Origin of the sequence: Roseibium limicola, from assembly GCF_017313085.1 — a bacterium.
Taxonomy (GTDB): domain Bacteria; phylum Pseudomonadota; class Alphaproteobacteria; order Rhizobiales; family Stappiaceae; genus Roseibium; species Roseibium limicola.
Window position 1 is genome coordinate 189,567 of the sequence record NZ_JAFLNF010000001.1, and the last position, 25,409, is coordinate 214,975.

Sequence of the window (25,409 nt, forward strand, 5' to 3'; positions counted from 1 at the left end):
CCGGCGCCAACCTTTTGCACATCTTCGAAACAGAGCGTGTCACTGCCAATCCCGATGGCGCTTGTGCCCGCCACCGGCTTCCAGGCGCAGGTTAGACAGCCAACTGAAACACATTCTCTTCGCCAGCAGGATGACGCGCCGGACCTGATAGGCTAGCCATAGAAGCAGAGGAAACCGAGGAAGGACAAGGCAATGACTGATCAAAGCATTTCAATGAAGGGCGCTTGTCGTTGCGGCGCGACCACTTTTGAGGTTTCCGCCCCGCCAATGGTGACGTCGGCCTGTCACTGCAAGGGCTGTCAAAAGATGGCGTCGAGCGCCTATTCCCTGACTGCAATCTTCCCCGCACCGGCCTTTCAGGTCACACAAGGCACGCCGGTCAAGGGCGGCATGAAGAGCGACGAAAACGCGCATTTCTTCTGTCCGGACTGCATGACATGGATGTTCACCCGCATCAGCGCCATGCCGGAAATCATCAATGTTCGCTCGACGTTGCTGGAAACTCCCGAGTGGACCAAGCCATATATGGAAACAATGACCTCGGAAAAACTTGGCTGGGTGCAGCTGCCTGTCGAACGTAGTTTCGAGGGTTTCCCTGGACAGGACGACATTCCCTCCCTGCTGGAAGGTTTTGCGACCTCTCGCTAAAGTCTGTTTCAAGACATTTCCTTTACCTTCAGACACAGTTCGCACCAACCAGCCCTTGCGGCAGCCAAGACACATCCGTAGATTTCCGGAGACTCATGTCGGGCCGACAAAAAATTACGGGAAGAAACACCATGACCAACCACACCGGCGCCCCCCTTACCGCCTCCGATATACTGCCGTTGGATGAGAATGCCCTTCTGATTGGTCGCGTCTGGCGCAAGGATGTGGACGGCCCCTCGCCGGTTCTGGTTGACGGCCTTTCCCTGCGGGATCTCAGCGGTCTTGCCCTGACGACCTCGCAGTTACTGGAGCTGCCAGACCTGGCAGTGACACTCACAGACATGAACCGGTTCCCGGTCATCGGCACACTGGACGATTTCATCTCTGGCAAAGCTGGCAGTCTGCTGGCTCCCTGCGACCTGCAGGCCGTGAAAGCTGCTGGCGTAACCTTCGCTGATAGCATGGTGGAACGGGTGATCGAGGAACAGGCCAAGGGAGACCCGGCACGCGCCGAGGAAATCCGTGGCAAACTGAAGCCCATCATCGGGGAAAACCTGAAGGGGGTTCAGGCTGGCTCGGAACAGGCAGCCGAAGTGAAGCGCCTGCTTCAAGATCTGGACCTCTGGTCACAATACCTGGAAGTCGGCATCGGCCCAGATGCGGAAGTTTTCACCAAAGCGCTCCCGATGTCTTCGGTTGGCTGTGGAGCAGAAGTCGGCATCCACCCGATCTCCGACTGGAACAACCCGGAGCCGGAAGTGGTTCTGGCCATTCGCTCAGACAGCACCATCGTCGGTGCGACCTTGGGCAACGACGTCAACCTGCGCGACGTCGAAGGACGTTCGGCTCTGCTTCTTGGCAAGGCGAAGGACAATAATGCGTCTTGCGCCATCGGTCCCTTCATCCGTCTGTTCGATGCCAACTTCACACTGGAAGATGTTGGCAAGATCGAAGTCTCTCTGAAGGTCACCGGTGAGAGCGACGGCTTCGAAATGGAAGGCGTGTCGCAGATGTCGGCGATCAGCCGCAGCCCGGCAGATCTGGCCTCGCAAACCCTGAACATTCATCACCAGTATCCGGACGGGGCAATGCTCTTCCTCGGCACGATGTTTGCGCCGGTAAAGGATCGGCGCGCTCCCGGCCAGGGCTTCACCCACGAGATCGGCGATCAGGTCAACATCTCATCGCCAGCGCTTGGCACCTTGGTTAACTGGGTCGACCACACAAATGCGATTGCACCCTGGACATTCGGCACTGCCGCATTGTTTACCAATCTCGCAAAGCGTGGCCTGCTCTCTTAGCAGTCCAGAAAATGCCGTCTGTTGGCGCCAGGACCCTTGAAAATGCCTCATGTTCTCGACCGTCCCGTCTGGAGCGCCCTGGAAAGTCGACAATTTGGCCTTTCCACCGGCGGTACGGCGGCAAAACGCTTTCTCGCTGAAGTCTCACCATTTGCCGCGACTTCGGACGATGCGCCGGAAAGCTATGCAGCGCTCGGCGATCTGCTCGACCCCAAGGATCCAGATGATCAAATCTTCCTGATGCAAGTACCAACCTGCCTGATCCCGGAATGCTGCCATATATCCTTGCAAGCCCAAGGCGTCCAGATGCTCAAGTCCCGCCCCGCAGTGGGTGTGAGTCCGCGCACCGACATCGCCGCACTCGGCCTAGATGATCGGGCTGAGATGACCGCATTGGCCGCGCTGACAAAGCCTGGCCCATTCCGTGCGCGCACGCCGGAGATGGGGCAATTCTGGGGTGTGCGAATTGATGGGCGTCTGGCCGCAATGGCGGGCCAACGCTTGGCCTTGCCGGGGTACGTGGAAGTCAGCGGCGTTTGCACTCATCCAGATTTTCGCGGACAGGGACTGGCAGCCGCCCTGTCCGACTATGTCGCAGCGCAGATCCTGGCACACGGTGACAGGCCTTTCCTGCATGCCTGGGCCGACAACGACGGCGCCATCAAGTTGTACAAGCGTCTGGGGTTCGACCTGCGCACCAAGCTGACAGTGACCGTTCTGACGTCAGTTCAGGCTGCCGAGTAGGTCAGCTGCTAGCGGTCTTTCCAACCGTAGTACCAGTAAGCCCCTTGCAGGTAGAGCTGACGCAGAGCTGGGAACGGGAACTTGGAAAACGGCTTGCTGATCACACCCGGCAAATCGTCGGCGCGGATCTTGCCAAGGATCATGTCAGCTACTTTTTCGCCGGAGAGCGAGGCCATAGCCACGCCGCTACCGTGATAGGCCATCGCGCCAAAGACGCCAGCCATCTCCGGGATCGGCCCAACGTAGGCTGTGAGATCCTTGGCCAGACAGACATGCCCATGCCAGGCATGCTCCGTCTCCACATCCGCCCAGGACGGGAACATCCTCTCGAAATCAGCCCGTCCACGCTTTTGCATCGTCTTCATCGCTTCCGGCGTCTCGAAGATGCCCCCACGTGTACCGAAGAGAAACCGGTTGTCAGGCATCAGACGGAAGTAATGCAGCAGGATTCGGCTATCGGCAGACATCATGTCACTGGTCCAGCCCTGGGCTGCCAGTTCATCATCACTCATAGGCCGGGTCACCATCACCGAAGACATGACCGGCATCAGCCGTCCGCCCAGCCACTCCGGCACCTGTTCGCGCGAATAGCCGTTGCCGGCCAGCACCACCCGTGTGGCGCGCACCCCGCCGAAGCGCGTAGACACCCGCCACTCGTCGCGCTCTTCCGCCAGCCCCAGAACCTCCGTGTGAGAATAGATCCGCCCCCCCGCATCGCGCACGGCCTGCGCCAGAGCCTGAACGTATTTCATTGGATTCAAGGCAAACCCATGCGGCATATGCATCCCGCCATGGAATTCCGGACCGCAGATCCCCTCCTCGTTCAGCTCATCGACGCCGAGAACCCGCACCCCAAGCCCAAAGGTCTTGTTGAGATAGTCCGCATCATCCTGAAACCCGGCAGCGTCCCGAGGCCGGTGCGCCAAGATCATCTCTCCGGATGAGTGGCGGTCGACATCCATGCCAAACCGGTTGAGCCGGTCTGATACAGTCTCGATGGCTTCCAGCTGATAGGCGACGAAACGTTTCGCTTCGTCCTCGCCGAATTTACGCACCATCTCTTGTTCGGAGAGTTTGGTGCCGCCGAAACAGCAAAAGCCGCCATTGCGACCTGACGCACCCCAGCCAACGCGACGCGCTTCAAGCACGCAAACGGATGCTCCGGCTTCTGCCAGCTTCAGGGCAGCGCTCAGCCCGGTGATACCTGCACCGATAACCGCCACATCAAACACCGCCTCGCCAACCAGCTGACGATCTTCCTTGATCTGCCCGACGCTTGCTTCCCAGAAGCTGCCGATGGAAATGTCTTCACGTTCACCGACCGTCATGCATTCAAATCCCAAGCTTGTCGCGCAGGGCAAACCAGCTCATCGCCAACATCAAGATAGGATGGCGAAGGTTTGAACCGCCTGGGAAGGACGGCAGTTTCAGATCTGCAAAGGCATCGAAGCGCGACGCCGTCCCGTCAATGGCTTCAGCCAGGACCTTGCCGGCAAACGTCGCCATCGCCACGCCGTGCCCGGAGTAGCCTCCGGCGCTCAGAACGTTTGGTGCGACGCGTGAAAAATACGGCATACGCTTCACGGTAATCGCCAGGGTTCCGCCCCAACCATAGTCGAGGCGAACATCCTTCAACTGCGGATAAATCTCGCACATCGGCTTGCGCACGAAGGAGCGTATGTCATCGGGGAACTTGTAGCCATAGCTTTCTCCACCACCGAAAAGCATGCGTCTGTCCGCAGACAGGCGGAAATAATTGATCACGAACTTGCTGTCGGCAACTGCAACATTATCCCGGATCAATGCCTTGGCATCGTCTTCCGACAAGGGTTCGCTGGCCACGATAAAATTGTTGATCGGCATCACATGGGCAGCAGTCTTACGGTCCAGCTTTCCCAGGTACCCATTGCAGGCCAAGACCAAATGTTTCGCTTTCACCGTCCCGCCTGCAGCCGTCACCATGACGCCATCGCTAGAGGTTTCATAGCCCTCAACCCGCGTCATCTCATGCAGGGTTGCCCCGGCTTTCTCTGCTGCAGCCCCCAGACCCAGCGCAAGATTGAGCGGATGAACATGGCCTGAGCCCATATCGAGAGATCCACCGTGATAAGCCGGGCTCCCGACCATCTGATGCATCTCGTTTTCGTCGATGAAACGAATCTTGTCGTAGCCATAGACGCTCTGCAGGCGCTCAACATAGTCGCGAGTCTCGGGAACGAAATCCTTGCGGTGGTCCGCATGCAACACACCCGGAGTGTAATCACAGGCGATGCCATGACGCTTGATCAGGTCCATGGTCACATCCATGGAGTCCAGTCCGAGCTGCCACAACACCTTTGCCTGGTCCAGGCCGTGGCGTTTCTCCAGAACCGTCTGATCGACGCGCTGTCCCGTCCCGACCTGACCGCCATTGCGCCCGGACGCGCCCCAGCCGATGCGGTTTGCCTCGAGCAACACCACCTTATATCCCCGCTCGGCAAGATGCAGCGCGCTGGACAATCCCGTATAGCCCCCACCAATCACGCAGACATCACAAACGGTGTCTCCGGCAAGCGCAGGGTGATCAGTTTGGCGGGTGGCGGTTGCCGCATAGTAGGAGGCAGCGTGCTGCCCCTTGCGGTCATTGGCAGTGAGAAGATCTAGGGACAAGGACATGGATTGAGTAACTCAAGAAGAAGCTAGGGTTTCCGACCAACGCAACAGGGCCCGACAATCGACGGAAAGCTTTGATGTTTCAAGACCAAAACATAAAAATTAGGCACTTAGCCAAGTGACTAAAATTTTGCCATAAAGGTGACGCAGCGGCTTTCTAGGTGAAGCTTTGGGGGGCCTTGCAATCTGGTGGTCCAGAATGCAAGCTCGCGCCCCTTGCGATCAGCAGTAGCGCTCGCGAATTCAACGATCAGGAACCGGAACGTCCATGAAAGACAGCGAACACCCCTTCTTCCGTCCGCTCTGGCGCCGAATTGCCGTGGTTGTTATTTGCGCCGGTTGGGCCTCGTTCGAGTTCTATATGGGAAACACCACCTGGGGCTGGATCACAGCGGCCATCGGAGGCTATGCGATTTGGACGTTCCTGATCACATACACCGGACCTGTCGAGCCGAAGCAAGAGCGCATCTCCTCCCCCGAAACCGACACGACGAAACCTGAGTGAGGTCCAGGGTCTGTCGCGCACTCAGCGGTTCAGACGAAAAGCCTTGTGACAGCCTGAGCAAGAACTTGCCGCTTGGCCGAAGGCGGCTTTGACGTCATCGGGCAACGATGTTGCATTCGGCTGCAGCGCAGCAGCCGCGGCAATTCCCTTACCGGCAGCCTGAAGCTGATCGGCGAACTGTGCAAAGCGATCCCAATCGGTCCAGATCTCCTCCCGGGCTTCACTGGGTCCTTCAAGACTGCCTTCCGGGAACAGATCGGTCAAAGCATTCCCGCCATGCGCATTAAGGCTTTCGCCGGCGATCATGGCCTCCTCGGCATTATAGCTTGTCTTACCGCGTGCCATGCCGCCAAGGCTCTTCATCGCCTTGCCCAGGTCTCCCATCAGGTCCATGCGTGCCTTGACGACACCTGTTGCGCCGCCATGAGCAAAACCCGGTGCAGACAGCAGCGCAAGACTGCCACCCAGAACAGTGGCACAGCAGCAGGCTCCTGCGATCCAATTCGCAAATTTCATTTCAGATGCTCTCCCTCAAGCAAATACGTCCGATTTCGCGACCAACGATGCCTCAGAGCTTCACCCGTCGCAACCGCAACGCATTGGAGATGACCGAGACCGAAGACAGGCTCATCGCCCCGGCCGCCAACATGGGCGAGAGCAGAGAGCCCGTGAACGGATAAAGGACCCCTGCAGCGATTGGCACCCCGATAGAGTTGTAGACAAAAGCCAGAAACAGGTTCTGACGAATGTTGCGGATCGTCGCCTCTGCCAGATGACGCGCTTTCAAAAGGCCCGTCAGATCGCCTTTGAGAAGCGTCAGCCCAGCACTTTCCACAGCTACATCCGCTCCGGTCCCCATCGCCAGCCCGACATCAGCAGCAGCCAGTGCAGGTGCATCGTTCACCCCGTCGCCAGCCATGGCAACAATCCTGCCCTGCCCTTTCAACTCGTCGATCAGTGCCTTCTTGTCTGCAGGCAGCACACCCGCACGCACATCATCCAGCCCCAGCTGATCCGCAACGGCCTGAGCCGTCCGCTGCGTATCGCCGGTCGCCATGACCATCCGAATACCGGACTTTTGCAATTCACGAATAACCTCGACCGCGGTCTCCTTGATACGGTCCTGCACCGCAACCACCCCGGCCAGCTGCCCATCGACAGCCAGATACATGGCTGTCTTGCCGGCCTGCGCCAGATCATCCGCAGCACCTTCCAGCGCACTGGCGTTAATGCCGAGATCCCGCATCAAGGTTGCGTTGCCCAGCGCCACGGACTGTACTCCGATGCGACCTCGTACGCCCTTGCCGGTCAGCGCTTCAAAATCCTCGACCTTGCTGAGATCCACACCCCGCGCTTTCGCTCCACTGACGATGGCCTCGGCCAGCGGATGCTCGGAGGCAGCCTCCAGAGAGGCCGCCAATCCGAGGATTCTCGCTTCATTCTGCCCGGAAACCGTGACGACGTCCGTCAACTCCGGGCGGCCTTCGGTCAGCGTTCCCGTCTTGTCGACCACAAGCGTATCAACGGCCGCAAAGCGCTCCAAAGCGGCTGCATCCTTGATCAGAACGCCTGCCCTTGCCCCACGCCCCGTCGCCGTCATGATCGACATGGGTGTCGCCAGACCGAGCGCACATGGACAGGCAATGATCAAAACCGAGACAGCAGCAAGAATGCCGTGGGTCAAGGCAGGCTCCGGCCCCACCAGCACCCAGATCAAAAATGCCAGGACTGCGACACCGACGACAGTGGGCACAAAATAGCCCGCGACCTTGTCTGCCAGCCCCTGGATCGGCGCGCGAGAGCGCTGCGCGGCCGATACCATGGCGACGATCTGCGACAACAGGGTTTCCTCGCCGACTTTTTCTGCTGCCATGACGAAAGCGCCGCTCTTGTTCAGTGTACCGCCAGTCACTTTGTCACCCGGTGACTTTTCGACGGGCAGCGGCTCTCCCGTCACCAGACTTTCGTCGACGGAGGATCCCCCTTCCAGCACACATCCATCCACCGGAACACGATCTCCCGGCCGGACCCGCAGATGATCCCCAGTGATGATATTTTCCAGCGGAGCGTCATATTCGTCGCCTTCAGGCGTCACCCGCCGAGCGGTCTTCGGCGCAAGGTCCATCAAGGCCTTGAGCGCGTCACCGGTTTTTTCGCGGGCGCGCAATTCCAGCACCTGCCCGACGAACACGAGAGCAATGATCACCACCGCCGCTTCGAAATAGACAGGCACATGCCCGCCCTGCGAACGCAGCGTTTCAGGGAAGAGGCCCGGCAGAAAAGTTGCCACAGTGCTATAGGCATAGCCTACCCCGACCCCAAGCATGATCAGGGTCCACATATTGAAGTGCCGGGTTTTCAGCGACGTCCAACCGCGCTGAAAGAACGGTGCTGCGGCCCACAACACAACAGGCGTCGCCAACAGGAATTCGGCGATAATGGCCGCTCGCTCGCCCATCCACTCGCGCACAGGCAGACCGATCATCGGCCCCATGGTCAGAAGAAGCAACGGAACGGCCGCTGCAACACTGACCCAAAAGCGGCGGGTAAAATCAATCAACTCGTGATTTGGCTCATCGGAGACACCACTCATCGGCTCCAGCGCCATACCACAGATGGGACAAGTGCCGGGCCCTTCCTGCACGATCTCCGGATCCATCGGGCAGGTAAACAACGCATTGTCCGGTGCCTTCTTGACCACCCTCTTGCTGTTCCCCGAAAGATAGAACCATGGGTCCGCGTCAAACCGGTCGTGGCAACCAGAGCTGCAGAAATGATAATCTTCGCCTTTGTAGGTCAGGCTTGGCTTGCCGATACCAAGTTTGACCGTCATGCCACACACCGGATCGGTCGCGGCATCTGCGCCTTCAGGCAAGCTACCCTTACCGTGACCTCCACAACATGGGCCGCCAGTAACGTTAGAGGAAGAAGCGGGCGATTGGCTGGAAACGGTCATTTAACCACCGGTCGGTTTCTGGGACACCACAGGATCATGACGCATGGCACGTCAGGCGTCAGAGGATCATTATCTATCTAGGTTTTAATACCCTAGACGCAACCAATACCAGCTCCCCGTTGTCGCAGCCTCCGCGCTTGAAGGCGGGGTGACAGGAGCTGTCTGTGACCAAGACAATCGAGCAGGCCAATTCAGCCCATCGCGAAAATCCAATAAGAACCAAACGTGTTACGGTGCAACGCCAGCAGCATGCAATGCGTTCACTTTTTAGGAAAAGGCCTTTTCGGGCGTCCGCCTGTCCAATGTCTCACGTGAGCACTGCCGAACGCCTAGTTGCAATTTCGCAGCGCGAAACAGATGGAACATCATGCGCATAGATATTGAAGTCACCATGGACTATCAGCTCTCCGGTGGGGAAGCCGTTCTGCTGACCTTGGAAGCCGCCCAGACAGACGAGCAATTTATCCATCTGAGCGAACTGGAAATAGAGACTGCCGTACTGCAGCGGATCGACGGAGAAGGCATGGTAGGCCAGAGAGTCTGGGCCTTCGTCACCAGCGAACGGCTTAAACTCCACTACCGCGCCAAGGTCGATGTAACCCGCTCCACCTCCGTGCTGGAGTCCCTTCCAGCAATGCCTTGGCATTCCCTTACAAGCGACGTCCTGACGTATTTGCGTCCCTCGCGCTTCTGCCCGTCGGACCTGTTCACGGAATTTGTCGAACAACAGTTCAGCCATCTCAGCGGTGGCGCCAAGGTGGCTGCGATGGTCGATTGGGTGGCCACGGAACTTACTTATGTCCCCGGGAGCTCAAACTCCGAGACGACCGCGATTGATACCTTCGCGACCCGCCAGGGGGTCTGTCGCGATTATGCCCATTTGGTTTGCGCTCTGGCGCGCGCAGCCAGCATTCCGGCCCGCTACACCTCCGTTTACGCTGCCGAAGTCAGCCCGCCGGATTTTCATGCGGTCGCCCAGGTTTGGCTGGACGGGGCATGGCATCTGCTGGACGCCACGCGGATGAGCTCTGCTGCAGGGCTGGTGGTAATCGGAGCAGGCAGGGACGCTGGTGACGTCGCCTTCATGGAGACTGATCGACGGGCAGATACGATTTACCAGAGCGTCAGGGTTTCTCAAGAATAGCCAGAAACGCTCAGGAAACTCGCCCCAAAACCAAGAGAAAAACACCTACAAATACCAAGTAAAACTAATTAAACGATTTATCGAAAATATAATTTATTAAAAAATAGACATTCGCACATTTTTACACCATTGTGGAATTGAGAATTAGCATGTAATTTTCAAATAATAACGCCACCTAAATTTAGTTAAGAACTAAATTTCCCGTCAGTTCAAATATTTTTACTGACGGGAACAAAAAGGCGTTCGTGAAAATTTCGAACATACTTCAAGACATCACAGCATCTCGCCTCTGACAGGAATGCCTGCAGATGCGTGTTCAGCTGTATCCGCTGGTTTGAAACGGCATTCAGCTCAGATGCAAAACCGCGTCTTCCGGCAAGTAACCTTGGAGCAACGGGTCATTAGGGCCGCGTTACCAACTGCCTGACGGCGAACTCGCAAGTTCACGAAATTTACTTCAAAAGCCCCTTCGCAGTGTCCTCCAGACACGCCAAGGCGCCAGTGGTCCTTCGCAAGCCTCTCAGGCTGAAGACCCTCATTCAGGAGAAGTCATGACGAAAGTTCAAAACATCATGTCCGAAGGCTCCAGCAAGGTCATCAACCTCCCCTTCACGAAGGTCGTTGATCCGGCGTCCAGGACCGCACTTCGCCCAGAAAAGCCCGCCACGACAGCAATTGTCTATTGTGAAGCCAACTTCGGTTTGCCAGACGGCAAGACAGCCAATGGGCTCGTGCGCCATTCAGAAAAATACAAGATCCTGTCGATTATCGACAGCCAGAACGCTGGCCTGGACGCTGGCAGCGTTCTCGACGACAAGCCCAACGCAATCCCAATTCTTCACGATCTCAATGCAGCACTTGAGCATGCTGGCAGCGTGCCGGACTACTTCATCTATGGAATGGCGCCAGCAACAGGACGCCTGTCCACAGCTGAACGTGCAATCGTCCTGGACGCGATCAGCCGCGGCATGAACATCGTCAACGGCCTGCATGAATTCCTCAATGACGACCCGGAGTTTGTCGCAGCATCCGAAGCCGCGGACGTCAAGATCCTGGATATTCGCAAGCCACGCCCCAAGAACGACCTGCGCCTGTTCACCGGTCGGATCAAAGATATCACCTGCCGCCGCATTGCGGTGCTGGGGACAGACTGCGCCATTGGCAAACGGACCACGGCAAACATTTTGACCACGGCTCTGAACGAACAGGGCATCAAAGCCGTTTTGGTCACCACCGGGCAAACCGGAAAAATCCAGGGATCGCTATACGGTGTAGCACTTGATGCCGTGCCGTCTCAGTTCTGCTGCGGCGAACTGGAAGCAACCATCATCGAGGCTTTTGAAGGGGAAAGCCCGGACGTCATTGTCATCGAAGGACAAGGCGCGTTGAGCCATCCTGCTTTCTGCACATCGGCATTCATCCTGAGAGGCAGCGTGCCTGACGGGGTCATTTTACAGCATGCGCCGCGCCGGTCACATCGCTGCGACTTTGAAGAAATGGCGATGCCGACACCGCGGTCCGAAATCGATTTGATCGAAGCATTTTCCGACACAAAGGTCATTGGTCTGACGATCAACCATGAACACATGCTGGACATGGAAGTAACCGCCGCCATAACCGCCTATGAAGCCGAGCTCGGCATTCCGGTGAGCGACGCCCTGACCCGCCCCACAGACCATCTCGTGGACATGGTCCTTGCGTCCTTTCCTGAGCTTGCAAGAACGCAAGTTGCGGCGACCAAGTGACGTCGCCAAGGCTGGAAATTGATCTCGACAAAATCCAGTACAATGCGTCAGCCTTGGTTTCACGACTTGGACATCGTGGCATCTCCGTCACTGGGGTTACCAAGGCTTGCATGGGGGAGCCTCGGTTCGCCAGAGCATTACTCTCCGCTGGCGTTAAAACCCTGGGCGACTCTCGTATTGAAAATATCGAGACACTGCGCCTCAGCGGCATAGCCACGCCGGCGGTTCTGATGCGGTCGCCCATGCTCAGCCAGGTCGAGCGAGTCGTCAGGCACGCAACTATGAGTTTCAATTCCGAACTCGATGTGATCAGCGCACTTTCGACCGCAGCCCGAAAGGCCAACCGAAGACACGGTGTCCTGCTGATGGTGGAGCTGGGAGACCTCAGAGACGGTATCATGCCGGCAGAGTTGGTCGAAACCGTGCGCCAGACACTGCGTTTCCCGAACATCGACCTCAACGGGATCAGTACGAATCTCGCCTGCCGAAGCGGAGTATCGCCCGACAGCAGAAACATGGGCGTGCTATCACGGTTGGCCGACGTGATCGAAACAGAATGCGGTTCAGCCATGCGCATGGTCTCAGGCGGCAACTCTAGCAATCTCCAATGGGCATTATCAGGAGCAAGCATCGGCCGCATCAACAACATACGGCTGGGCGAGGCAATCTTACTCGGACTTGACCCGCTCCAACGACAACCTATCCCCGGCCTCTACACCGATGCCATCGCTCTGGTCGCAGAAGTCATCGAGTCCAAGAAAAAGCCCTCTCAGCCCTGGGGAACAATCGCACAAACCACCTTTGGCAGCAGCGCCACTTTCCAGGACATCGGCACAATCACCCAATCGATTGTAGCGATTGGCCACCAGGATGTTGACCCACAGGGCCTCACGCCCCCTCCGGACATCGACATACTGGCCGCCAGTAGCGATCACCTCATGCTGAACACCAGCAAACATGAAGTAAAGATCGGCTCAGAAATCAGCTTCCAACCCAACTACAGCACATTGCTCCGAGCCATGACATCACCCTTCGTCGCCAAGGCCTATACAGAAACCAAGCAACAGACGATACCCTGCCCGGATTTCAGAGACCAGCACCAGCCGAAGGGCGAAGCCCCGAGATGGCATTAGGCGTTAGTTTGCAGCCCTGATGCGGCCTCTGTCATCGGCACTCGATCCCCGATATGGGTAACCCGCCCCCTGCTGAGTCAAGGTTGCGGTCAACAGAATCGCGCTCACCCATGCAGGGCCCAGCAAGGTAGAAATGGTGTTGCATTGGTGAAGTGTGCGAACCCGCCAGAGGCTATCGCCGTTTGCCACGAAACTCGGGGGTCTTGTTGCCGCGAGGGCCGGATTTCGTCACGGTGTTATCGCGGTTTTCCTCGACGAGTTTTCGCCATCTGGACAGGCGCTCCGCATCGAGCGTGCCAGCCGCGACCGCAGCCTGGACGGCACAGCCCGGCTCCTGCGTGTGACTGCAATCTCTGAAGCGGCACTGGGGCGCAAGTTCCGTGATCTCTGCGAACAGAATATCCAGACCGACCGCGATTTCACCGACATGCAGTGTGCGCATTCCTGGCGTGTCAATCAGCCAGCCGCCTCCGACGATCGGGTGCAGCGAGCGCGCTGTTGTTGTGTGACGGCCTTTGTCGTCGCCCTTGCGAATGCCGCCCGTGGCCTGTGCTGCCTCCGGCGACTTGGCTGCCAGGGTGTTCAGCAGCGTTGATTTGCCCACCCCTGAGGATCCGACCAACGCAACTGTCTGCCCTGCGCCGCACCACGGCGCCAAGGCGGTCATCGCCTCATCCGATTTCGCGTTCAATGCCACCACGGGAAGCGCGCGTTGCAGTTCTGCAGCCTTTTGCAGAAATGGCGCCGCATCATCTATTTGGTCGGCCTTGGTCAGAACAATGACCGGCGTCGTTCCGGCCTCATTCGCCAGCACGAGATAGCGCTCCAGCCGGGCGTGATTGAAATCTTCGTTGCAAGACGTGACGATGAAAAGCGTGTCCACATTCGCAGCAATCAACTGCGGCGTATGGGAGCCCTCAGTCTGGCGCTGCAGCAGCGTTTGGCGCTCCAGCCGGCGCACCAGCATGTGCGTCCCCGGCTCAATCAGCACCCAGTCCCCGACAGCAAAGCCCGTTGTGTTTCTCTGGACAGGAAGACCCAGCTTCACAAGGCCGATTTCCGATTGAGCCGTCATGCGAGACCGATGGACGGTCGCGACACGCGCCCGGGCAAGGCCCGTTTCGTCAGGCCCAATCTGTTCGTCAAAGAACGCGGACCAACCGAGTTCGGTCAGAGACAGGGGCGAATGATTGAATGAATTTGACACAAAGCCTTCATGCCCACTCCTTCAGCAGAGTGCAAGACATTCCGCCCGATCCCTGAGAATTGCCCACGGACCCGAGCAAAGGCCGACCCTCACCTTAATGGCCACAAGCCCGAGCCGCGAACGGATCGGGCTCCATCACGAAAATCTCACCGGCCTGTCCGGTGCCAGTGTCGATACGTCGATCGTAATTCCAAACCGGGCCATCATCTTCGGCGTCTCGACCCTAACCACGACGACCATTACAGGTGCCAGCTCTTACGACTGCGGGGTCTCGGGTGAGACATCCAAGTTCGGCGGATCACTCGAGATTGCGGAAGGCTCCAACAATGCAGGGGTGATCGGGCCGCAGGCGTTCTATTCGGATACGCAGGTCAGGCTGACGGCCAATAGCGGGAACTTTACCGGCGACGCCGTGAAAGTGGTGCTGCACTATTTTCTGCCGATAGTGCCGCAGGAGAAAGAAATTAGGTATTGGCGCGACAGCTGTCCTTGGTGCATGCCACAGCTAATGACTGCTTCGAGCCCAATGCCGACGTTGGCAGGATTTGGCAAACAAGAAGTCAAATACAAGGGCTGTATTGCACCCCATTGCGGTGCATGCAGGGATGCCGATGACCGCGCTCGGAATCGCGGCCAGGTAATCAAGTCTAGCCATTCTCTTGCTAGGTGTTCTCTCGGCAGAGTTTGTATAGCGCAGCAAGTTTAGAAAATTGCTCGTCAGTCGGATCTGTTATCCACTTCACTATGTTTTGGCCAATGGCTTCAACCACCCGTCCTTCTTGCGACATCCGATTGTAGGATTCTGCCAGATCGTTCACTTGACTTGCGGCGTCTTGCCCGAGAAGGTCGATTATCACTATGCTCGACACCATCTCGAACTGCGCGCCTATCATGTATGAAACATGATTGCTGACTACGAAGGCAAATATTCCCGCTACAAAATTGTCATCTTCGTTGCCATTGACGCCAATTGGAACGCCTGCTTCTTTTGCAATGAGACGCACGATGGCGGCTGAAGCATGAATGGAATATTGGTGATTGTCTTCTTTTGGAGTTAATTGAACTCCTTCACTCCCCAACGCACGGTTTATTTTGGCGCGACTGTCGCCTTCAGCAGCGGCACGTATGAGGCCTTCCATGAATTCGAGTTCTTGCTGCTTTCGCCGTTTAAGAAACCCAAACATGTTTCACCTGTCCCTAGTTGAACGCCCTAACAGCTTACCAAGCCAAGTTCGATTGTCGACCAGTGTTAACGTCATGATGCGAAGGAGGTCTACGGTTTCGTTGTTTAGGCGCTCTCACAGGTCACCTAGGCATATCGTGGGCGGAAAAATCGAGCTTATCAAAAAGGCGCGTTGTCTGGCCCGAGGCGCGCCTTCGTTTTATCGCAGCGAATATCTTTTGTCCGTATTCATCTGATGCTTCAAATAGCGATTTAGCGTGGTTTAAAGAATCTTCAAGCGCTGTTCGAAAAACGCCTCAGCAACGGCCCTAAGGCCGGAAAATGGGTAGTGAAAGGCTGATTTCACCGCCCAGCGCAGTTAAACCACCCAAAAAAGTGAAAATTCCAGTTCGCCGTGTCAAACATTCCAGTTTTGCGTGGCGAGCTACAGGCAAATAAGGCATTGATTTTAAAGGAAATGGTGGGCCCGGAGGGACTCGAACCCCCAACCAATCCGTTATGAGCGGACGGCTCTAACCAGTTGAGCTACAGGCCCTGAGCGCAGTTGCGGCGCATTGCGCGCACGGCGGTCAGAAAAGTCCCTACACCAAAGCCGCAATTGCCTGCAAGGGATTTGCCGGAAAGAGGCTGCGAAGATCCGTCGGAGCTCACAACAAACTGCCTCAACAAGGGCAATTCTCCATATAGGCGCCCTCCATGAAACCGGACGGGCCCTTCGATTGCCCCCCACTTGTTTTCTTGTCTCTAGTGTCGCTGACCGTTGCTCGCGGGTTCATGATGAAAAGGCACTGGAAAAGACGGCAGGGATCGACGGCGATTGCGCAGCACCCAACTGCACAGCGCCCCCTGCCCGCCAGTCTCAATGCCACCACGGCTCTGCCGGATCGGGGCAAACGTCATCCAACTACCTGATCCACGCCCCTGAACCGGGGACTGAGCACCGGATGCAGCCCCCGCCACGGGCTTGCCGCAATCATCAGAATAAGGTGAGGTCACTCTTTTGAATTTAGGCTTTAGACCCCGCGAGGCAAAATGCAGGTCCGCTTTCCCTACTCCCCCCCGCCACAAAAACAGCCCACGGCCGCCGCAGAGACCACGCTGGAGCGCATACGCGCTCGGATCACGCCATTCGCCGTGGCAACGGGCCTGACCGTCATCGCCTTCGCCGGCCTTCTCAATCAGGCACAAGCCGAAGCAGCAACTGCAACAGCCAGCCCGAGCATCCTCGTCACCGGTCAGGGAACCGCCAGCCTGGTGCCCGATATTGCAGCCCTCAACCTGCGTGTCGTCACGCCTGGAGACAGCGCCCCGGAAGCACTCGATGCCAACTCCGAGCAGCTTTCGAAAATCATCGCCAGTCTGACGAAAATCGGACTGGAAGAGCGCGATCTGCAGACCAGTGGCTTTTCCATCAACCCACGCTATGCCGACCGCCGTGAGACCCCCGATGCGCCGCTGAAGATCATCGGATACGAAGTGCGCAATGGCCTGACCGTCAAGGTGCGCGACCTTGCCAAGTTGAGTTCTGTGCTGGATCAGGTGGTCAAGGCCGGCGCCAATGAGATGGGCGGCATTTCGTTTGAAGTGTCCAACCCGGAAGCACCGCTGAATGACGCCAGAAAGGCCGCCGTCAAGGACGCACGTGCCAAGGCGGAGCTCTATGCGGAAGCCGCAGGCGCGCAACTGGGCAAGATCCTGTTGATCACCGAGCAGAGCGCAGGCGGTGGCCCGGCCCCCATGTACAAAGCCGAAATGGCCATGATGCGGGCAGATGTTCCCATCCAGGCCGGCGAGGAAACCCTCTCTGCCAGTGTCACCATACGGTTCGAGTTGATCCAGCCCAAATAAGACCGGGCATCACACCAAGTCATAAAAAAGGCGGCTCCTTTGAGGGCCGCCTTTTCTGATAGGTCCAGCCTGTTTGACTGCTCTAGAGTTCCCGCATCCAGACCTGCATCGGCTTCTCGGTTTCGTCCGCTTCCCCGACATCCTTCCAGGGGAAATGAACCCGAACGCCATTCAGTTTGTCATAGCCACGTTTTTTCCAGAACGGATCAAGCGGCTGATAGTCATCCGGCTTCAGAGGATGATTATCCGGGCGAATGACGGCGCAGAAGGCTGCTTCGGTGAACCCCAGCTTGCGCGCATGCGCCTCCCGCTCATCAAAGAAGCGATGCCCTATACCCTGGCCACGAAAATCGGGTAGCAAAACGGATTCCGCCATATAGAAGATGGTCGCCGGGTTCAGCCCCTTGTCCTCAAACGGGCCACGGAACTGAATGACTTCCGCCTCCAGCGGTTCGCCCGTCGCAGCCCCAACCAGCCGCCCATCGCTGAAGGCCCCGACGATAACCGCGCCTGAGGTCTTCTCATAGCGCTCAATGTAGCCCTTTTCGTAGTCCATCGAGCCCTCATAGAGGTAGGGCCAGGCGCGGAAGACCTCGATGCGAAGGCGAGCCAGATCCTCGAGAGCCTCGCTCAGCGCATCGCCGGTCAGGATCCTGATTTCCACTGACATGATCTTACATACTCCCAAACTCCTAGCTTTGAGCGAGGGGCATAAAAAATCAAGTCGTCAGAGGGCAGAAATCAATGAAACCAAAGTCTTCCGTCGAAAACCTGCCCTTAAATACCAGATCGAGAGCTTTTCCGAAAAGGATCAGTCTCGCGCTTCAAGCCAGATACGCGTGGTTTCCAAGTCATTGTCCAACAGGCCACGTGCCACCTTCTGGCCGACAACAGCGCCAAACTTGTAGCCATGACCGGAACAGGCAGAAACAACACTCAGGCGGGCGCCGGGACGCATGAAGAAATGCTCATCACTGGTAAAAGTGTAGGCGCAGGTCACCACGTCCAGAGACTTGTACTCCTGAATGCGAGCAACTGGCGGCGCAAAGAGATCACGCACCACGTTGCCCTCCCCGGGGGTCGGCGCGCGGTTGTCGTTCGGGCCAGAGGCGAATTTATGATACCCGGCACCGAACTTGAGACCCGTGCCGGAAACCGGCGGCAGAATGTAGCCATCGACCTTGCCTCCGATGTCGAGCACAACAGGCGCAACCTCCCAGTGGGCTTTAAGGTCCGCCGGCGGCTCCAGATAGACAACAGCCGTGCGATAGGTCGTCAGGGTCGTAGCAAGCTCCGGCAGAAACCCCAGAACCCAGGCGCCAGCCGTAACAACCACATGATCGCCACGGAACTCTTCGCCGGTTTCCGTGCGCACTGCGCCAGCGTCTGCATCAAGAGAAACGACCCTTGTGTGCTCACGCACATCAGCGCCTTTGGCCATCAACCAGTCACGCAAACCTCTGGCAATCTGCTGACACAGCAGCACGCCACCTTCTGGATGATAGGCACCAAAACGCAGTGACGCAGCCTCCAGGAACGGATAGCGCTCAGCCGTCTCTGTGGCAGTCATTTCATCCAGCTTGTAGCCTTCGGCCAGCAAGCCATCACGGTATTCTTCGCCCTCGTCGCCCGCAACCTGAGAAAGTAGCAGAAAGCCCGTGTCGACCAGGTGACGGGCCCCCAGATCGTGCCACATCTCGTCCCAGGCTTCATAAGCCGACGAGATGCGCCGCTGATAGCCGCCCTGCCCGCCATAGGCTCGACGGATGATCCGGTGCTGATCACCGGAAGCCGACAGCGGGTTCGGAATTGGCCCCTGCTCGAGCAACGTGACGTCCACGCCCTGTTTGACAAGAGACCAGGCGGTGGACAGGCCGGAGATCCCGGCGCCGACGACAACGACTTTCATGAAGATGCCCAAATGATAGAATGTGAAGTGGAGAACAGGCTAACGCTTTCGCCTCAACTGGCAAGCGCCATCCTGTCACCACGTCATTCTGTCACGGGGGTCTTCAACAGCCTTCAACCCTTCACCTGCCCAATCCAGTCCTCCAGATTGTAATAGGTGGTGATGCGGGAAATCTTGCTACCGGATATCTCAAAGAAGGAGCCCGCCGGCAATTGATAAGTCTGGCCATCGGCCTCCGGCAAGCCTTCATCCGTGGCAAGATAAGCCCCATTAACGGTAAACTCAGCCGCTGCACGTGACCCGTCTTCGGCAACCATCGTGACGATGTCAGTCAGGTTTTCCTTGTAGCAGCGGGTCATATGCGCGTTGAACTCAACAAACTTCGCCTTGCCTGTTCGGCGATCACCCTGATTGACATCATGAGCGATATCATCGGTGACCAGGGCTTCCATGGCGGCAACGTCACCGGCATTGAAGGCCGCGTAATATTGATCGAGAAGGCGGCGCGCATCATTCTGTGACATCTATTTCAGGGCTCCAGGGAGAGGTTTCAATTCGGCAAAGTGCCGGTTTGGGAAGCCAAAGAGTGCCCTCAACCGTGCCGGCAGACAAGCACAGTGCTGCGGCATTCCTGATGTTCTTTTGGGCGGCGTTCTGATCTTTAGAGACGCCTCTCGGTCGGCTGACCGGGCAATCAGCTTTGCCGGGCGAAAGGCTGATGCATAAACCCTTCCGTCATCTGAATGGTCAGACCATCTCCGCCAACGCGGCTCATCAGGCCATCATCGCCGACCCAGACCGGCTCCGCGAGAAGCTTTGTATCGCTTACGCCAAGCTTCTTGAAACTCAATCCCATTGAATGAAACAGCGCCACCCGGCAGCCGGGCTTCGGATTCAATCCAGCCACCACGGGGCTCTTTCCCAGTTTCAGATGATGCGCGATGTCCCATTCCTGAACCACGCCGTTGAAGCGGCTGACCACCCAGCAATGCATGTCGACGCAAGTCCCGGATTTCTCCGCTGGAAAAAAGTACCCGGTGACATAGCCCGCCTCAATACCTGCCGCACGCAGGCACGCCACCAGATAGGTGTTAATGTCGACACACGATCCTTCGGTCACCCCACAAGCCAAATAAGGGATCTCGTCAAGGCCATCGTTAAAACGCACCTCGGGGTGGCCATACACAAACCGCGCATGGACTGCAGCCACGACCTTGGCCACCGCCTCCTGGCCCGCATTGCGCACTGCCTTCTCGGTTGCCTGCAAAAGATCTGCTGCCACGCGCGAGAATCGGCTGTCGTGGGCGCGAAAGAGGCTCTCGGGATACTGCGATGGGTGACATCCGAAGCGGTAGTCCAGCGTGACTGCCGTTGCATCTGGTGCTGGTCGGATCAAGCCAACCCGCTGCCCGGTATTGCCTTCCGTCGTCAGCGACAAATGACCATCTGAAACTTCCAGCCCAAGCGGCTGTTGATCAGGCGTAGAAATCCCCAGAGGTACCAGGAGGTTTCGGGTTTCACCCGGCGCTACATTCACTTTGACCCGGACTGCAGCACCTGAGGTCAAGTCGGTCTGGATGTTCATCGCTCACACTACCATTTGAAAAACAATACCGGACAGAACCGCCCCGACCACGCCAAGGCCCAGGTATGCCGCAAACACCGAAGGGCGCACCAGAGACCAGACCGCCGCCATGGCAGGGATGGAGCTGACAGCCCCCGCAATCATGAACGCCATGGCGGCCCCGACACCCATCCCTTGATCGATGAGACCCGACAGCAATGGCGGCGCGACATAGGAGTTCAGATAGGCCGGCATCCCGACAAGAGCCGCAATCACGATGGTGCCGAACCCCTCACCGCCCACAACCTGCGCAATCAGGTCAGCCGGAACATAGGCGACCAGCAGCGCTTCCAACACGTAGGCGAAGGCCAACCATTTGATCAGGAACGCCGCATTGCTGCGAATTTCAGTGCCAAACGTACGACGACGCACTGCGTCGCTCCAAAAGCCCCAGACAGGACGGCCTGTAATCGGCGAGGCACCACATCCGCAAGCACTGTGCGTGGTATTGCGTGATGGAGAGGCAAACGCCCCTGCCCGCGTCCCGAAGGCGATAATCGCCCCGCCAAAAAGGCCAAGGGTAACGGCAAAGATTGCCTTCCCAATTGCGAACGACCAGCCCAATGCCCCAGCGGTGATCAACAGTGTCGGAGGATCAATCAGCGGAGACGACAACCAGAATGCCATGATCGCCGACAGAGGAGCCCCGACGGCCAGAAGTCCGGCAACAAACGGAATGACCTCGCACGAACAGAATGGCGCAAGGCCGCCAAAAAGCGCTGCCAGCACAATTGCCTGCGTCTCGCGCCCTTCGAAGGCCCTGGCGATATAAGCCTCAGCACCGGCGGCCTTCAGCCAGCCAATCAACGCCACCGCAAACACCACATAGGGCAGCGTGCCAAGAAAAGCATTTACGGCAAATTGCCCAATGTCAGGAAAGCGCGGAGCATCGAGGATTAAGACGGCGACCAGAATGACAACGATCAGCCCCCACGGCGAGCGTGCCATCCGCAGTGCCGTGCGTAGTGACGTAGCAAGCATAGAATGCAGCGATCGATCTGCACTGGCCTCAGCTTGCGCAGCCCCTGTTGAAGCGCCGCAACACGGCGTCTCGGCTCTTGCCGAAATCGAGACCGGGGATTTCTCAGCACAACAGGCGTTTCCATTCGACGCGATACTCATTGATCGTCTCCATGCTCTGTCTCGCCGCACTTCTGCTCGTCGGCGCAGCATTCCTTCAGCAGGTACCCGCCCAGCGCCGCCAGGTGATCAAACGACGCCCTGTTCACAACTGACCGCCCCTGCTTTTCCTGCAGGATCAAGCCACCCTGAGAAAGAAAGCGAAGGTGATGCGCCAGAGTTGAAGGCGCCATCCCGGTGCGTTCTTGAATATCCCCGATGGTCAATCCCCCAGTGCCGGCTTTCACCAGACAGAGAACAACTGCCAATCGCGCTTCCGACCCAAGGGCAGCAAACCCTTGCGCCACTTCTTCAAGGCTCAAATCAACGGGGATAGCCAGAGGGTCAACCAGAACATTTGCTTCTGCGCTCACAACCAGAACCCCCACTTATAATCGATAAAACTAGTTTTATAGTTATATATGAAATTCTGCAAGCTCTCATTTGCTCCTCAGGCCTCAGCAGGCATCACCCAAACAAAAAACCCCGCGTTCCCGCGGGGCTTTGAGACCTCTTATATTCGGCAGTTCAGACTGCCAGTTTGTTCATGGTTCTGGAGCCTTAGGCGCGACCCAACATCCGATCAAGGCTTACCGGACCTGGGCCCGCAGCGGAGATGTAGAGGAAGGCAAAGCAATAAACCAAAGCCAGCTCGCCACCGTTCAGGATTGGATAGAAGTTCTGCGGAAAATGAGCGATGAAATAAGCAGCCGCCATGGTTCCGCTGGCCAGAAACGCCGCTGGACGCGTCAGCAGTCCGAGCACGATCAAGGCACCACAGACAAGCTCGATCATTCCGGCCACGCCACCCATGGAGAACGGATCAATGCCGGACATTTTCGTCGGCGGCAAGCTGAGATACTTACTCGTTCCATGCTGCAGGAATGCAGCCCCGACGACAATGCGGAACACACTGAGAATGAGAGCAGAATGGGGTTTCAAGAAGGTCACGACATTATACCTCAGGCAAAGAGAATCAGACCGGCCTCACGGCCACCAAGTGGAAACATCCCACATGGAACAAAGCCAGCCAATCCATATGATGTCAGGCATCCATCCTGCCCCGGCACTTGCCTCGCCTGAGGCTTTTCTTCTAACTGCAGGCAGAACAGTCCTGGATAGAGACCGATGCCCCTTTCATCTGCCAACCTCTCAGCGCTTGTCGCACTCCGCCACGATCTTCATCAGCATCCCGAGGTTTCAGGCCAAGAAGAGCAGACGGCTCAGCGCATTCGCGCATTCCTGACAACCCTCACCCCCAACAGGCTCGTCGGCCAACTGGGCGGGCACGGTTTGGCAGCGGTCTTTGAAGGCAGCGCGCCTGGCCCGACCATTTTGCTGCGCTGTGAGCTGGACGCCCTGCCGATCCAGGAAAAGTCAGATGTTGCCCATCGATCCACGATCTCTGGAAAGGGTCATCTCTGTGGCCACGATGGCCATATGGCGATACTGGCAGCAGTCGCGATGACCCTCGCCGAAAGACGCCCTGCCAAGGGCCGTACGGTCCTGCTGTTTCAGCCAGCGGAAGAGGATGGCTCTGGCGCCGCAAAAGTCTTGTCCGACGAGGCTTTCGCGCTTCTCGCGCCAGACCTTGCCCTCTCTCTGCACAATTGCCCCGGATTGCCGATTGGAAGAGCCGCCTTGAAGAGCGGCCCGGTCAACTGCGCATCTCGCGGGCTGAAGATCGAATTCACGGGCAAGACGGCACATGCCTCGCAACCCGAGACCGGTCTTTCTCCGATGCCGGCGGTCTCAGCCCTAATGCCAATTCTCAGCGGGTGTTCCAAAGGCACGCAAGCGGATCCGGATTTTCGCCTGGTGACCATCACCCACGCCCAGCTCGGCGAACCGGCCTTCGGAATTGCCCCGGGCGATGGGCAAGTCTGGGCAACCTTGCGCACGCTCACCGATGACCAGATGGAAGCTCTGTGCCAGGAGGCAGAGGCAGCAGCCCGCAAACAAGCCGAGATCTCAAACCTTGAAGTATCCTTCAGTTATCACGACGTTTTTCATCACTGTGAGAACGCTCCAGAGGCCACAGCCGTGCTGGCACGTGCCATGGACGCCTGCGGCGTAAACTGGGACAGCACCGGCCTCCCTTGGCGCCCATCAGAGGACTTCGGTCGCTTCCGGCGCCTCTGCCCATCTGCCATGCTGTTTCTTGGTGCTGGAGTGTCCTGTCCGGCTCTGCACAATCCAGACTACGACTTCCCGGATGAACTGATCCCCCTCGGCGCAGAGATTTTCCTCAATGCCCTGCGCGAGCTACTAGGCTGAGTAAAGAAAGACTCAGTTCGCAGGAAGCCCACGCTCGACCCATTCGGACGGATGGATCGGTGGGCCAATTCGAAACGAGAAGGTTTCCACCCGGGTAACGTCCCGATCCGCTTCGCATCGAAACCCCAGATCATACCAGGTGCCACGCGAGCGATAAGCCGCGCGTATCGGTTCCAGTACATTTCCTCCTTGCGGACGGAACGAGGGCAGCATGTCCGGCGGGCGAGAAGGGTCAAAGCTTTTTAGCTGGGCCTGAAGCTCGGTCATGCAGAGAAGGTTTAATCGTTGCTCCGGGGACATGCCGCGCATCGCGGTCTGGGTGCGAATATCGCCGAGAATCTGATTGGAGAACAATTCCCGTGCCCGCGCCAACGGTGGTTGCCCGCCACGGTCCTGCCTGCCGGCAGTCTGCCCTTCTGACGTCCCGGCCGAGCCCGAGGCGTTCTGCGCTGTTCCAGAAACAGACTTAGGCCGCTCTGAGACCACCGGCTTTTTCGGCGGGCTAATCCCAATGAGCTTAGCCGCAAGCTCTTCGGAAATCTGCGACTCCCCTAGCGGCACCGGCGTCTCAGAGGTGCCATCCATCGCTGCTTCGTCTGGCATTTCTGGCACTTCAAGCGTCTCGACGCCCTCCTCTACCTTGGCCTCCTCGGCTTCAGCTGTAGCGACGTCTTCAGCTGGCTCTACCTCGGCCAGCTCAGGCTCCACTTCAGCGTCGAGATCGCCCTCCACCTCAGCAGGGCTTCCCGGCGCCTCATCGGTCTCAGTGCCTTCTTCCGTCGATTCCTCAAGCGGCTCATCGGACGGGTTCTCTGGCGCATCTTCTGCAAAGTCCTCTGCAGGGATCTCCTCACCCTGCGGATCCACACCCTCAGTCACCGCATCCGCTGCAAGATCTTCCTCGCCAAATTCCATCACTGGTTGGAAGACGCGTTCTGACTGCGGCGGGGCACTTGCAGCTTCTGCCGGCGCGGCTTGTGGTTCTGAGACAGTATCAGGCTCTGGCTCTTCAGGAGCAGGGGCCGGCTCTTCTTGCACGTCAGGCGGCACTTGCTCGGTTGTCTCTTCCGGCGTTGGCTCTTCCGGAATTGGCTCAGGCGTAACAAGTTCTTCCGGCCGCTCTTCTGGCAGCACTTCTGCTTCAGATGGAACCGGAGGCTCTACCAGTTCGACCACAAGAGATTTCGGAGCCCGGTGGGACATAGGCTCCGCCACATCATTCATCAGCGCGAAACCAACGACAGTGTGCAAAAGCAGGGACACGCCAAGCGCCACCGGAAACAGCCACCGGTTTGCAGACGCTGGCTGCGGAGTATGTTCCTCCGGCTCGAGACTGACAGTCGACAAGGATGCCTCGGAGGACAAGTTGGCCATTCTCTCTTTCGTGCCATTCCGGGCCAGCTACGCGTTTGTT

The 25,409-nt window shown here is 57.8% G+C and carries 23 protein-coding genes and 1 tRNA gene; 9 read left to right on the forward strand and 15 right to left on the reverse strand.

All coding sequences use genetic code 11. The features are described from left to right. The first annotated feature begins 192 nt into the window (after positions 1-192). The 3 genes from J0X15_RS00810 (at position 193) to J0X15_RS00820 (ending at position 2,693) form a co-directional block, all read left to right on the forward strand. On the forward strand, positions 193-648 hold the full coding sequence (locus J0X15_RS00810; protein WP_209014980.1) for a GFA family protein: 456 nt from the start codon (positions 193-195) through the stop codon (positions 646-648). A gap of 131 nt (positions 649-779) precedes the next feature. Then, positions 780-1,949, forward strand: a complete 1,170-nt coding sequence (locus J0X15_RS00815; protein WP_206937390.1) for a fumarylacetoacetate hydrolase family protein — start codon at positions 780-782, stop codon at positions 1,947-1,949. Positions 1,950-1,991: 42 nt separating this feature from the next. Continuing rightward, positions 1,992-2,693 (forward strand): GNAT family N-acetyltransferase, encoded by a 702-nt coding sequence (locus J0X15_RS00820; protein ID WP_206937392.1) that lies wholly within the window; start codon positions 1,992-1,994, stop codon positions 2,691-2,693. 8 nt (positions 2,694-2,701) lie between these two features. Here the strand turns inward: J0X15_RS00820 and J0X15_RS00825 are convergent, their stop codons facing one another. Continuing rightward, positions 2,702-4,021: an NAD(P)/FAD-dependent oxidoreductase gene (locus tag J0X15_RS00825; RefSeq protein ID WP_206937394.1), complete on the reverse strand. Its 1,320-nt coding sequence runs from the start codon at positions 4,019-4,021 to the stop codon at positions 2,702-2,704. 4 nt (positions 4,022-4,025) lie between these two features. Beyond that, the gene (locus tag J0X15_RS00830) at positions 4,026-5,348 is read right to left on the reverse strand and encodes an NAD(P)/FAD-dependent oxidoreductase (protein ID WP_206937395.1); all 1,323 of its coding nucleotides are present in this window, start codon (positions 5,346-5,348) and stop codon (positions 4,026-4,028) included. Positions 5,349-5,613: 265 nt separating this feature from the next. Between J0X15_RS00830 and J0X15_RS00835 the strand changes: the two genes are divergently transcribed. After that, complete coding sequence (locus J0X15_RS00835; protein WP_206937397.1) at positions 5,614-5,850, forward strand: hypothetical protein; 237 nt, start codon at positions 5,614-5,616, stop codon at positions 5,848-5,850. 21 nt (positions 5,851-5,871) lie between these two features. On the opposite strand, the gene J0X15_RS00840 is transcribed toward J0X15_RS00835, so the two are convergent. Beyond that, positions 5,872-6,366, reverse strand: a complete 495-nt coding sequence (locus tag J0X15_RS00840; RefSeq protein WP_206937399.1) for a c-type cytochrome — start codon at positions 6,364-6,366, stop codon at positions 5,872-5,874. A gap of 52 nt (positions 6,367-6,418) precedes the next feature. Beyond that, the gene (locus J0X15_RS00845) at positions 6,419-8,806 is read right to left on the reverse strand and encodes a heavy metal translocating P-type ATPase (RefSeq protein WP_206937401.1); all 2,388 of its coding nucleotides are present in this window, start codon (positions 8,804-8,806) and stop codon (positions 6,419-6,421) included. Positions 8,807-9,173: 367 nt separating this feature from the next. Between J0X15_RS00845 and J0X15_RS00850 the strand changes: the two genes are divergently transcribed. The 3 genes from J0X15_RS00850 (at position 9,174) to J0X15_RS00860 (ending at position 12,828) form a co-directional block, all read left to right on the forward strand. Next, the gene (locus J0X15_RS00850; protein WP_206937403.1) at positions 9,174-9,950 is read left to right on the forward strand and encodes a transglutaminase-like domain-containing protein; all 777 of its coding nucleotides are present in this window, start codon (positions 9,174-9,176) and stop codon (positions 9,948-9,950) included. Between the two features lie 551 nt (positions 9,951-10,501). Further along, a complete protein-coding gene (locus J0X15_RS00855) occupies positions 10,502-11,695 on the forward strand; it encodes a DUF1611 domain-containing protein (protein ID WP_209014981.1) in 1,194 nt (397 codons plus the stop codon). Then, the gene (locus J0X15_RS00860) at positions 11,692-12,828 is read left to right on the forward strand and encodes an alanine/ornithine racemase family PLP-dependent enzyme (protein WP_206937405.1); all 1,137 of its coding nucleotides are present in this window, start codon (positions 11,692-11,694) and stop codon (positions 12,826-12,828) included. The genes J0X15_RS00855 and J0X15_RS00860 overlap by 4 nt, the downstream gene beginning before the upstream one ends. A 172-nt stretch (positions 12,829-13,000) precedes the next feature. Here the strand turns inward: J0X15_RS00860 and rsgA are convergent, their stop codons facing one another. The 3 genes from rsgA to J0X15_RS00875 form a co-directional block, all read right to left on the reverse strand. Further along, complete coding sequence (gene rsgA / locus J0X15_RS00865) at positions 13,001-14,035, reverse strand: ribosome small subunit-dependent GTPase A (RefSeq protein ID WP_331461856.1); 1,035 nt, start codon at positions 14,033-14,035, stop codon at positions 13,001-13,003. Positions 14,036-14,697: 662 nt separating this feature from the next. Beyond that, a complete protein-coding gene (locus J0X15_RS00870) occupies positions 14,698-15,219 on the reverse strand; it encodes a hypothetical protein (protein ID WP_206937406.1) in 522 nt (173 codons plus the stop codon). Between the two features lie 457 nt (positions 15,220-15,676). Beyond that, positions 15,677-15,753 (reverse strand) — tRNA-Ile (locus tag J0X15_RS00875). 497 nt (positions 15,754-16,250) lie between these two features. Between J0X15_RS00875 and J0X15_RS00880 the strand changes: the two genes are divergently transcribed. Beyond that, a complete protein-coding gene (locus J0X15_RS00880; RefSeq protein WP_206937408.1) occupies positions 16,251-17,066 on the forward strand; it encodes an SIMPL domain-containing protein in 816 nt (271 codons plus the stop codon). An 82-nt stretch (positions 17,067-17,148) separates the two neighbouring features. Here the strand turns inward: J0X15_RS00880 and J0X15_RS00885 are convergent, their stop codons facing one another. From J0X15_RS00885 to J0X15_RS00915, 7 genes are all read right to left on the reverse strand, one after another. Next, positions 17,149-17,736 (reverse strand): GNAT family N-acetyltransferase, encoded by a 588-nt coding sequence (locus tag J0X15_RS00885; RefSeq protein WP_206937409.1) that lies wholly within the window; start codon positions 17,734-17,736, stop codon positions 17,149-17,151. Positions 17,737-17,877: 141 nt separating this feature from the next. After that, complete coding sequence (locus tag J0X15_RS00890; protein WP_206937411.1) at positions 17,878-18,975, reverse strand: NAD(P)/FAD-dependent oxidoreductase; 1,098 nt, start codon at positions 18,973-18,975, stop codon at positions 17,878-17,880. A 113-nt stretch (positions 18,976-19,088) separates the two neighbouring features. Beyond that, on the reverse strand, positions 19,089-19,499 hold the full coding sequence (locus J0X15_RS00895; RefSeq protein ID WP_206937413.1) for a ketosteroid isomerase-related protein: 411 nt from the start codon (positions 19,497-19,499) through the stop codon (positions 19,089-19,091). Between the two features lie 170 nt (positions 19,500-19,669). After that, positions 19,670-20,413 (reverse strand): transglutaminase-like domain-containing protein, encoded by a 744-nt coding sequence (locus tag J0X15_RS00900; protein WP_209014982.1) that lies wholly within the window; start codon positions 20,411-20,413, stop codon positions 19,670-19,672. 150 nt (positions 20,414-20,563) lie between these two features. After that, a complete protein-coding gene (locus J0X15_RS00905; RefSeq protein ID WP_231710231.1) occupies positions 20,564-21,547 on the reverse strand; it encodes a permease in 984 nt (327 codons plus the stop codon). A 170-nt stretch (positions 21,548-21,717) separates the two neighbouring features. After that, positions 21,718-22,092 carry an ArsR/SmtB family transcription factor gene (locus J0X15_RS00910; protein ID WP_331461857.1) on the reverse strand — a complete coding sequence of 125 codons (375 nt, stop codon included), beginning with the start codon at positions 22,090-22,092 and terminating at the stop codon, positions 21,718-21,720. A 187-nt stretch (positions 22,093-22,279) separates the two neighbouring features. Then, the gene (locus J0X15_RS00915; protein ID WP_206937416.1) at positions 22,280-22,669 is read right to left on the reverse strand and encodes a DoxX family protein; all 390 of its coding nucleotides are present in this window, start codon (positions 22,667-22,669) and stop codon (positions 22,280-22,282) included. A 177-nt stretch (positions 22,670-22,846) separates the two neighbouring features. On the opposite strand from J0X15_RS00915, the gene J0X15_RS00920 reads away from it, so the two are divergent. After that, positions 22,847-23,995: an amidohydrolase gene (locus tag J0X15_RS00920; protein ID WP_206937418.1), complete on the forward strand. Its 1,149-nt coding sequence runs from the start codon at positions 22,847-22,849 to the stop codon at positions 23,993-23,995. Positions 23,996-24,007: 12 nt separating this feature from the next. Here J0X15_RS00920 and J0X15_RS00925 read toward each other — a convergent pair whose 3' ends face one another. Continuing rightward, the gene (locus J0X15_RS00925; protein ID WP_206937419.1) at positions 24,008-25,369 is read right to left on the reverse strand and encodes a DUF930 domain-containing protein; all 1,362 of its coding nucleotides are present in this window, start codon (positions 25,367-25,369) and stop codon (positions 24,008-24,010) included. Between the last annotated feature and the right edge of the window lie 40 nt (positions 25,370-25,409).

What these genes read in the sequence shown, in the direction of transcription:
- J0X15_RS00815 (WP_206937390.1), top strand. Translation starts at nt 780, where the DNA reads ATGACCAACCACACCGGCGCCCCCCTTACCGCCTCCGATATACTGCCG.
- J0X15_RS00820 (WP_206937392.1), top strand. Translation starts at nt 1,992, where the DNA reads ATGCCTCATGTTCTCGACCGTCCCGTCTGGAGCGCCCTGGAAAGTCGA.
- J0X15_RS00855 (WP_209014981.1), top strand. Translation starts at nt 10,502, where the DNA reads ATGACGAAAGTTCAAAACATCATGTCCGAAGGCTCCAGCAAGGTCATC.
- J0X15_RS00830 (WP_206937395.1), bottom strand. Translation starts at nt 5,348, where the DNA reads ATGTCCTTGTCCCTAGATCTTCTCACTGCCAATGACCGCAAGGGGCAG.
- J0X15_RS00905 (WP_231710231.1), bottom strand. Translation starts at nt 21,547, where the DNA reads ATGGCACGCTCGCCGTGGGGGCTGATCGTTGTCATTCTGGTCGCCGTC.
- J0X15_RS00825 (WP_206937394.1), bottom strand. Translation starts at nt 4,021, where the DNA reads ATGACGGTCGGTGAACGTGAAGACATTTCCATCGGCAGCTTCTGGGAA.
- J0X15_RS00885 (WP_206937409.1), bottom strand. Translation starts at nt 17,736, where the DNA reads ATGTCAGTGGAAATCAGGATCCTGACCGGCGATGCGCTGAGCGAGGCT.
- J0X15_RS00850 (WP_206937403.1), top strand. Translation starts at nt 9,174, where the DNA reads ATGCGCATAGATATTGAAGTCACCATGGACTATCAGCTCTCCGGTGGG.
- J0X15_RS00840 (WP_206937399.1), bottom strand. Translation starts at nt 6,366, where the DNA reads ATGAAATTTGCGAATTGGATCGCAGGAGCCTGCTGCTGTGCCACTGTT.
- J0X15_RS00890 (WP_206937411.1), bottom strand. Translation starts at nt 18,975, where the DNA reads ATGAAAGTCGTTGTCGTCGGCGCCGGGATCTCCGGCCTGTCCACCGCC.
- J0X15_RS00925 (WP_206937419.1), bottom strand. Translation starts at nt 25,369, where the DNA reads ATGGCCAACTTGTCCTCCGAGGCATCCTTGTCGACTGTCAGTCTCGAG.
- J0X15_RS00810 (WP_209014980.1), top strand. Translation starts at nt 193, where the DNA reads ATGACTGATCAAAGCATTTCAATGAAGGGCGCTTGTCGTTGCGGCGCG.
- J0X15_RS00895 (WP_206937413.1), bottom strand. Translation starts at nt 19,499, where the DNA reads ATGTCACAGAATGATGCGCGCCGCCTTCTCGATCAATATTACGCGGCC.
- J0X15_RS00920 (WP_206937418.1), top strand. Translation starts at nt 22,847, where the DNA reads ATGCCCCTTTCATCTGCCAACCTCTCAGCGCTTGTCGCACTCCGCCAC.
- J0X15_RS00880 (WP_206937408.1), top strand. Translation starts at nt 16,251, where the DNA reads ATGCAGGTCCGCTTTCCCTACTCCCCCCCGCCACAAAAACAGCCCACG.
- J0X15_RS00870 (WP_206937406.1), bottom strand. Translation starts at nt 15,219, where the DNA reads ATGTTTGGGTTTCTTAAACGGCGAAAGCAGCAAGAACTCGAATTCATG.
- J0X15_RS00845 (WP_206937401.1), bottom strand. Translation starts at nt 8,806, where the DNA reads ATGACCGTTTCCAGCCAATCGCCCGCTTCTTCCTCTAACGTTACTGGC.
- J0X15_RS00835 (WP_206937397.1), top strand. Translation starts at nt 5,614, where the DNA reads ATGAAAGACAGCGAACACCCCTTCTTCCGTCCGCTCTGGCGCCGAATT.